General features: G+C 76.9%; 9 protein-coding genes. 2 read left to right on the forward strand and 7 right to left on the reverse strand.

Translation table 11 applies throughout. The features are described 5' to 3' along the window. Positions 1-59: 59 nt before the first annotated feature. The 5 genes from recN to ACFY23_RS29860 all read right to left on the reverse strand — a co-directional run bounded on the left by recN (position 60) and on the right by ACFY23_RS29860 (position 4914). Positions 60-1817: a DNA repair protein RecN gene (gene recN, locus ACFY23_RS29840; protein WP_350819469.1), complete on the reverse strand. Its 1758-nt coding sequence runs from the start codon at positions 1815-1817 to the stop codon at positions 60-62. Between the two features lie 265 nt (positions 1818-2082). Then, the gene (locus ACFY23_RS29845) at positions 2083-2967 is read right to left on the reverse strand and encodes an NAD kinase (protein ID WP_350686185.1); all 885 of its coding nucleotides are present in this window, start codon (positions 2965-2967) and stop codon (positions 2083-2085) included. A 79-nt stretch (positions 2968-3046) separates the two neighbouring features. Further along, a complete protein-coding gene (locus ACFY23_RS29850; protein ID WP_350686184.1) occupies positions 3047-3907 on the reverse strand; it encodes a TlyA family RNA methyltransferase in 861 nt (286 codons plus the stop codon). A 22-nt stretch (positions 3908-3929) separates the two neighbouring features. Further along, the gene (locus ACFY23_RS29855) at positions 3930-4202 is read right to left on the reverse strand and encodes a hypothetical protein (RefSeq protein WP_350686182.1); all 273 of its coding nucleotides are present in this window, start codon (positions 4200-4202) and stop codon (positions 3930-3932) included. Positions 4203-4230: 28 nt separating this feature from the next. Further along, positions 4231-4914, reverse strand: a complete 684-nt coding sequence (locus ACFY23_RS29860; protein WP_350686180.1) for a hypothetical protein — start codon at positions 4912-4914, stop codon at positions 4231-4233. A 113-nt stretch (positions 4915-5027) separates the two neighbouring features. On the opposite strand from ACFY23_RS29860, the gene ACFY23_RS29865 reads away from it, so the two are divergent. Then, the gene (locus ACFY23_RS29865; RefSeq protein ID WP_350686192.1) at positions 5028-5366 is read left to right on the forward strand and encodes an SCP2 sterol-binding domain-containing protein; all 339 of its coding nucleotides are present in this window, start codon (positions 5028-5030) and stop codon (positions 5364-5366) included. 99 nt (positions 5367-5465) lie between these two features. Here ACFY23_RS29865 and ACFY23_RS29870 read toward each other — a convergent pair whose 3' ends face one another. Beyond that, positions 5466-6482, reverse strand: a complete 1017-nt coding sequence (locus tag ACFY23_RS29870) for an HAD-IIA family hydrolase (protein ID WP_350686179.1) — start codon at positions 6480-6482, stop codon at positions 5466-5468. Further along, on the reverse strand, positions 6479-7426 hold the full coding sequence (locus ACFY23_RS29875) for a Replicase polyprotein 1ab (protein WP_387038562.1): 948 nt from the start codon (positions 7424-7426) through the stop codon (positions 6479-6481). The genes ACFY23_RS29870 and ACFY23_RS29875 overlap by 4 nt, the downstream gene beginning before the upstream one ends. Between ACFY23_RS29875 and ACFY23_RS29880 the strand changes: the two genes are divergently transcribed. Beyond that, on the forward strand, positions 7385-7801 hold a 417-nt coding region (locus ACFY23_RS29880), incomplete at its 3' end, for a hypothetical protein (protein ID WP_350819471.1). The two genes, ACFY23_RS29875 and ACFY23_RS29880, sit on opposite strands and share 42 nt — an antisense overlap.

The following is a 7801-nucleotide window of genomic DNA, read 5'->3' on the forward strand; positions in this document are numbered from 1 at the left end:
CTACCCAGGGAAGCACACTAGCGCGCAGGCCGGTGTGCCTGTGCTCACAATCGCCGACCTCACGGGCGCCTTTCCCGGGCCGCCACGGCGAGAAGCTCCTCGGCATGCGCGATACCCAGGTCGGAATCGGGCAAACCCGCGAGCATCCGGGCCAACTCCCGGGCGCGCTCCGTGTCTTCCACCACCCGGACCCCGCTCGTGGTGACCGCCCCGCCCGTGTCCTTCGCCACCACCAGGTGCCGGTCCGCGAACGCGGCGACCTGCGGCAGGTGGGTGACCACGAGCACCTGGTGGCTGCGGGCCAGCCGGGCCAGCCGCCGGCCGATCTCCACCGCGGCCTGGCCGCCGACCCCGGCGTCCACCTCGTCGAAAACCAGCGTGGGCGGCCCGCCCGAGCCGGCGAAGACGACCTCGATGGCGAGCATCACCCGGGACAGCTCACCGCCGGAGGCGCCGCGCTGCAGCGGCAGCGCGGGCGCGCCGGGGTGGGCCAGCAGGCGCAGCTCGACCTCGTCGCCGCCGTCCGGGCCAACGCCGACCTCGGTGCCGTTGACCGGCAGGCTCGGCTCCGCACGGCCGGCCGGCCGCGGCAGCACCGCCACCTCGATCCGGGCGTGCGGCATGGCCAGACCGGCCAGCTCGACGGTGACCTGCTCCGCGAAGCGGGTCGCCGCCTCCTGTCGGGACGTCGACACCCGGCCGGCCAGGTCGGCCACCTCGCCCGCCAGCCGCTCCGACTCCCGCTCCAGCTCGTCGAGGAACTCGTCGGAGGTGTCCAGGTCGGACAGCCGGGTGCGGGCCCGCTCCGCCCAGGCGATCACGCCGTCGACGTCGTCGGCGTACTTGCGGGTCAGGGCGCGCAGCGCCGCCCGGCGCTCGTAGAGGGCCTGCAACCGGGCCGGGTCGGCGTCGAGCGCGGCGAGGTAGGCCGACAGCTCGGCGGAGACGTCCGCCACCAGCGTCGCGGCCTCCTCCAGCCGCCCCGCCAGCTCGCCGAGCGCCGGATCCGTGCCCGCCTGCGCCTCCAGGGTGCGCCGGGCGGTGCCGAGCAACGCCGTGGCGTCGGGGGTCTCGTCGGCCGCCTCCACGCCGCCGGCCACGCACTGGTGGGCCAGCTGCGCCGCGGTGCGCAGCCCCTCGGCGTGCTCCAGCCGCTGCGCCTCCGCCTTCAGCTCGTCGTCCTCGCCGGGCTGCGGGTCGACCCGGGTGATCTCGTCCAGGCCGAGCCGCAGCAGGTCGGCCTCCTGGCTGCGCTCGCGGGCGTTGCGCCGCCGGTCGGCCAGGTCGTCGACCACGGCGCGCCAGCGGGTGTACGCCTCGCGCAGCGCGTCGAGCAGCTTCTCGTGCTCCGGGCCGGCGAACCGGTCGAGCGCGGCCCGCTGCTCGGCCGGGCGCAGCAGCCGCAACTGGTCGGACTGGCCGTGCACGGCCACGACCTGCTCGCCCACCTCGCCGAGCATGGCCACCGGCATGCTGCGCCCGCCCAGGTGCGCCCGGGACCGGCCCTCCACGGTGACCGTGCGGCTGAGCAGCACCGAACCGTCCTCGTCGGGCTCGCCGCCGGCGTCGACGACCCGGGCGTGCACCGCGGCGGCGACCCGCCCGGCGAGGCGCAGCCGCCCCTCGACCACCGCCCGCCCGGGCTGGGCCCGGACCCGCCCCGCGTCGGCCCGGCCACCGAAGAGCAGGCCGAGGCCGGTGACCACCATCGTCTTGCCCGCACCGGTCTCGCCGGTGATGACGTTCATGCCGCCGGTCAACGGCAGCGTGGTGTCCTCGATGACGCCCAGTCCGGTGATGCGCAGCTCTTCCAGCACAGCCCCCGACAGTAGACGCGGCCCCCGACAGTTGACCAGCCGGCGCGGGCGTACCGGGGCGTCGCGCCCCGCGTCACCACCGCCCTGGGCGGCCCGGTGAGGCCGGTCACCACCGGCCCCGCCGGGACCCGCCGGCGGTCAACGGCGGGCCGCACGGGCACGACGGTCAACGGCGGGCCGCCGCGGGCACGACGGCCAGCGGCGGGCCACCGGGAGCCGCCACCGGCGCGACCTCAGCCGAGAGCCGCCGCCCCCGGTGGGGGCGTCAGCGGCGGTTGCCGCGCCAGCCGTGCACGGGCAGGTCGAACTTCGCCACCAGCCGGTCGGTGAACGGACGGTCCCGCAGCCGCACGATGCGCACGGGCAGCGCGCCGCGCCGCACGGTGACCCGGGCCCCGGGCGGCAGGTCGTAGACGCGCCGGCCGTCGCAGGACAAAACGGCGAGAGTGGTGAACGGGTCGACGGTGATGGCGAACGTGGAGGTGGGCGCGGTGACCAGTGGCCGGCTGAACAGCGCGTGCGCGCTGATCGGCACCAGCAGCAGCGCCTCCACCTCGGGCCACACCACCGGCCCGCCGCCGGAGAACGCGTACGCCGTCGAGCCGGTGGGGGTCGCGCAGACCACGCCGTCGCAGCCGTAGCGGGACAGCGGGCGGCCGTCCACGTCGACCATGAGCTCCAGCATCTGGGCGCGCTCGCCCTTCTCGACGCTGATCTCGTTGAGCGCCCAGGACTCGACGGTCGGCCCGCCGTCGAACTCGGCGGTCACGTCCAGCGTGAGCCGCTCGTCCACGGTGTAGTTACGGTCCACCACGTCCCGCACCGCGCTGTCCAGGTCGTCGATCTCCGCCTCGGCGAGGAACCCGACCTTGCCGAGGTTGATGCCGAGCAGCGGCGCCTTCGCCGGCCGGGCCAGCTCGGCCGCGCGCAGGAACGTGCCGTCCCCGCCGAGCGCGAAGACGATCTCCGCGCCCTCGGCCGCCTCCAGGCCGGTCACCGGCACCACACCGGGCAGGTCGAGGTCGTCGGCCTCCTCGGCGACGACCCGTACCTCGAAACCGGCCGCGATGAGGTCGGCGGCCACCGCCCGCGCGTGCTCGGTGCTGCGGCGGCGGCCGGTGTGGGTCACCAGCAGGGCGGTGCGGCTCACCGGGACGGCCGTCCCGTCGCGCCCGCCCGGCACCCGCACCCGCGCGGCCCAGCCGCGACCGCGGGGCTCGCCTGCTCGCTCACCCGGCCACCTCCTCCGTCGCCGTGTCCGGCAGGTCGCCGGACGGCATCGGGCCCTGCGGCCCGGCGGTCACCACGGCACGCACCCGCTCCGGGTCGGCCGGCGGTGCGTCCCGGCGTAACCATACGAAGAACTCGACGTTGCCGCTCGGCCCCGGCAGCGGGCTCGCGGCCACGTCGGCCAGACCGAGGTCGAGCCGCGCCGCCGCGGCGGCGACGTCGAGCACCGCCTCGGCGCGCAGCGCCGGATCGCGGACCACCCCGCCGGCGCCGACCCGCTCCTTGCCGACCTCGAACTGCGGCTTCACCATCAGCGCGAGGTCGCCGTCGGGCCGGGTGCAGCCGGCCAGCGCCGGCAGCACCAACCGCAGCGAGATGAACGACAGGTCGGCGACCGTGAGGTCGACCGGCCCTCCGATGGTCTCCGGCGTGAGCGTACGGACGTTGGTGCGCTCGAAGACCCGCACGCGCGGATCGTTGCGCAGCGGCCAGGCGAGCTGCCCGTAGCCGACGTCGACGGCGACCACCTCGGCCGCGTCGGCGCGCAGCAGCACGTCGGTGAAGCCGCCGGTGGAGGCGCCCGCGTCCAGGCAGCGCCGGCCGGCCACCCGCAGCCCGCCGGGGGCGAACGCGGCCAGCGCGCCGGCCAGCTTGTGCCCGCCCCGGGAGACGTACTCCGAGCTCGGGTCCTCGCCCGTGACCAGCAGCGGGTCGGCGGGGTCGACCATCGCGGCGGGCTTGCGGGCGGGCACCCCGCGCAGCTGGACCCGGCCGGCCTCCACCAGTGCGGCGGCCTGCTCCCGGGAGCGGGCCAGGCCACGGCGGACGAGTTCGGCGTCCAGCCGGTTACGACGTGCCATGCGTGGTTCTTCTCCGGTCCGGTCAGGCCTGGTCGATGGTGGCGAGGGTTTCCCGCAGCGTCTCGTACGCCGCCTCGTACTGCGCGATCTGGTCGGCCGGGGCGAGCGTCGCGGCGTTGGCCATCGCGCGCACGGCGGCGTCGACGGCGGGGTGGCGTGCCTCGTCGAGGTCGTCGAGCGGCTCGGGTCGCGGCGGCGGCCCCGGGCGCGGTCCCGGCGTGGGGCCCGGCCGGACCCCGGGCGGCGGGCCGGGGCGGGCACCCTGCGGCGGGCCGGGGCGGTGGGGGCCGGTCAAGACCCGCTCCCGGCCGGCGCGGGGCGGGTCACGCCTCGCCGCCCGGCTGCTGCTTGCGGGCGGCCGCCTTCTTCACCGGCCGGGCCGGCCCGGCGTCGGCGCCCTGGGCCGTCACCGGCCCGGCCTGCTCCACGTCGGTGCCCGGGGCCGTCGCGGGTTTGGCCTGCTCGACCTGGCTGCCCTCGGCCGGGGCGACGGCCGACGGTGCCCGCTTCGCCACCGCCTTCTTGGCCACCGCCTTCTTGACCACGGCCTTCTTGGCGACCACCTTCTTGGCCACGGCCTTCTTGGCCGCCTCCTGCGCCACGACGGGCGCGCCCGGCCCGGCCGTGGGGGGTGCGGCCGGTTCGGCCGCACCCGGGGCGGCCGCAGGCGGGGTGGCGGGGGCCGCGGGCGGGGTGGCGAGCGTGGTCCTGGCTTCCCGGAGCTGGCGCTCCAGATCGTGCACCCGGCGGGTCAGCTCGGCGACCTCGTCGGCGGTGGCGAGCCCCACCGCCCCGAGCGCCCGGTCGACCTCGAACCGGACCAGCTTGGTCAGCGCCTCCCGGTTCGCCGCGCCGGTGGAGACGAGTTCCTCGGCGAGCGCCTGCAACTGGCCGGCGGTCGCCCCGCCCGAGCCGACGAGGCGGCGCACCGCGTCCTGGGCCTTCTTCCGGGGCGCCTCCGTCAGGCCCATGGCCAGCTCGAGGTAGGCGCGCCACGCGTCCTGCATGCCTGTGTCCTTCCGCGGGGCGGGGGTGTGCAGGTGTCACGCTACCGGGCACCCCGCGACGCCCCGTGCGGTACGGTGCCGGGGACGGCGTGGCGAACGGCGAGGGGGCGACAGTGGCCAGCGTGGACGAGTGCCGGCAGGCGTTGCAGGAACTGGCCGCCCGGCTGGAGCGCAACGCGGAGACGGTGCGGGAACGGATCGACCTGGACCGCACGCTGGCCTGCCGGATCACCGACCTGGACACGGCCTTCCACGGCCGGCTCGCCGACGGACGCCTGGTCGACCTGGCCGACGGCGACGACCCGAAGGCGAAGATCGCGCTGAGCACGAGCAGCGACGACCTGCTCGCGTTGGTCCGCGGCGAACTCGACATCACCCGCGCGGTCACGTCCCGGCGGGTGTCGATCAAGGCGAACCCGCTCGACCTGATGAAGCTGCGCAAGCTGCTCTGAGCCGCGGCCAGGGTGGTCTGCTCCGAGCCCCGGCCGGGGCGGCCCGACCGCCGTGGCCGAACCGGGTCGCGAGACGCTCGGGCCGACAGGCGGGACCGCTCAGGCGGACAGACCGAACGCGGCCAGCGCCTGCCCGGCCGCCGTCGACCCGGCACGCACCCGCGTCGCGTCCCCGGCCCAGACGGCCGCGCACAGCGCCGCCAGCGCGTCCAGCGGGCGGCCCGCCCCGGACAACTCCAGCGCGCCGTCCCGCGACGCCACCGACCACCCGTCGGCGTCCGCCGAGCCCGGCACCCGCACCACCGCCGCCGGGTCGAAGAGCCCGGCGAGGTCCATCGAGACGTACGTCGGCCGGCGCTCCGGCGGCGCGGCGAGCAGCTCGGCCACGTCGCTGACGCCGGTGAGCACCAGCAGGCTGTCCAGGGCCGCCCGCCGGGCGCCCTCGATGTCGGTGTCCAGCCGGTCGCCGACCACCAGCGTCCGGCCCTCGCCGGCACGGCGGGCCGCGGTGGCGAACAGCGCCGGCTCGGGCTTGCCGACGACCAGGTCGGGGTCCCGCCCGAGCGCGGTCCGCAGCGCGGCGACCAGCGCGCCGTTGCCCGGCAGCGGCCCCCGACCGCTGGGCAGCGTCCGGTCGGTGTTGGTGGCGATCCAGGTCGCCCCGCCGCGTACGGCCACCGACGCCTCGGCCAGGTCCACCCAGCCGACCTGCGGCCCGTACCCCTGCACGACGGCGACCGGCGACTCCTCGGCCCGGGACACCGGCGTCAGCCCGGCGGCGCGGACCTCGGCCCGCAGCGCCTCGGCACCGACCACCAGCACCGCGGCGCCGGCGGGGAACCGGTCGCGGAGCAGCTCGGCGGCGGCCGCCGCGGAGGTGAGCACCTCCTCCGGCCGGGCGGTGACGCCCATCCCGGTGAGCAGGTCGGCCACCTCGCTGGACCGGCGCGAGGCGTTGTTGGTCGCGTACGCGACGGCCCGCCCCTCGGCGTGCAGCCGGCCAACCGCCTCGACCGCGCCGGGGATCGGCCGGTCGATCAGGTAGATCACCCCGTCCAGGTCGAACACGACCAGGGCGTACCCGTCGACCAGCCGCTCCCCGGCGTCCGTCGTCATCGCTGCGGGACGTCCGACTCGCCGGTGCCGGCCGACTCGCCACGGGCGGCGGCGTCGGTGACGTCGGTCCCGGTGCCGTCGGCGGTGGGACCGGCCGCGACAGCGCGCGCCTCGTCGTCGGTCAGCTCGTCGTCGGCCAGGTCGTCCGTCGGCACGTCCGCGCTCCCGGCCTCGTCCCGCTCGTCGGCGCTCCCGGCCTCGTCCCGTTGCCCGTCGTCGTCGCGGTCGGCGGGCTCGGTCACACCGGTGAGGTCGGCGTCCGGACGGGCCGGCACCGCACCCGGGGCGCCGGGACCGGAGGCGATCGCCTCGACGGACTCCTCGTCCTCCTCGTCACCCTCGATCACCACACCGTCGAGCTCCAGCAGGCGCTCGGCGGCGTCGGTCTCGCCCTCGGTGTCCACGTCGGTCGCCCGGGAGAACCACTCGCGGGCCTCCTCGCGACGACCGACCGCGAGCAGCGCGTCGGCGTACGCGTAGCGCAGCCGGGCCGTCCACGGCTCGGCCACCTCGGTGGTCAGCTCGGGAACCTGGAGCATGGCCACCGCGGCGTCCTTCTGGCCGAGGTCGCCGCGCGCGCCGGCCGCCACGATCAGCAGCTCGATCGCCACGGCCTTGTCCAGCTTCTCCCGGTCCGCGCCACGGAACAGGTCGATCGCCCGCTCCGCCCGGCCCAACGCCCGCTCGCAGTCCGCGAGCACCGCCAGGTGGCTCTGCAGCCCGGTCATCCGGTGGTACGTGCGCAGTTCCGCGATCGCGGTCTGCCACTCCCCCGCGTGGTACGCGGCCAGGCCCACCGCCTCGCGGACGGCGGCGATCCGGGACGCCAGCCGACGGGCGGTCAGCGCGTGCGCCAGCGCCAGCGCCGGGTCCTCGTCAATCAGCTGACCCGTGGCCACCAGGTGTCGGGCGACCGTCTCGGCGACCGGCTTGGCCAGCGACAGCAGCTCGGCCCGGACGTCCTTGTCGAGGTCCGTGGCCACGATCTCGTCGGGCAGCGTCGGAGCCTGGGTGCGCTCCCCCTCCGCCTCCGGACGCTCCCGCCGCTCGTCGCGGCGCTCGCCACCCCGGAATCCGCCCTCACGGCGCTCGCCGCCGCGGAAGCCGCCCTCGCGACGCTCACCGCCACGGAAACCGCCCTCGCGACGCTCACCGCCACGGAAGCCACCCTCGCGGTCACCACCGCGGAAGCCACCCTCACGGCGCTCACCGCCACGGAAACCGCCCTCGCGGTCACCACCGCGGAAGCCACCCTCACGGCGCTCACCGCCACGGAAACCGCCCTCGCGGTCACCACCGCGGAAGCCACCCTCACGGCG

This window comes from Micromonospora sp. NPDC000121 (assembly GCF_042899165.1).
Lineage (GTDB): Bacteria > Actinomycetota > Actinomycetes > Mycobacteriales > Micromonosporaceae > Micromonospora.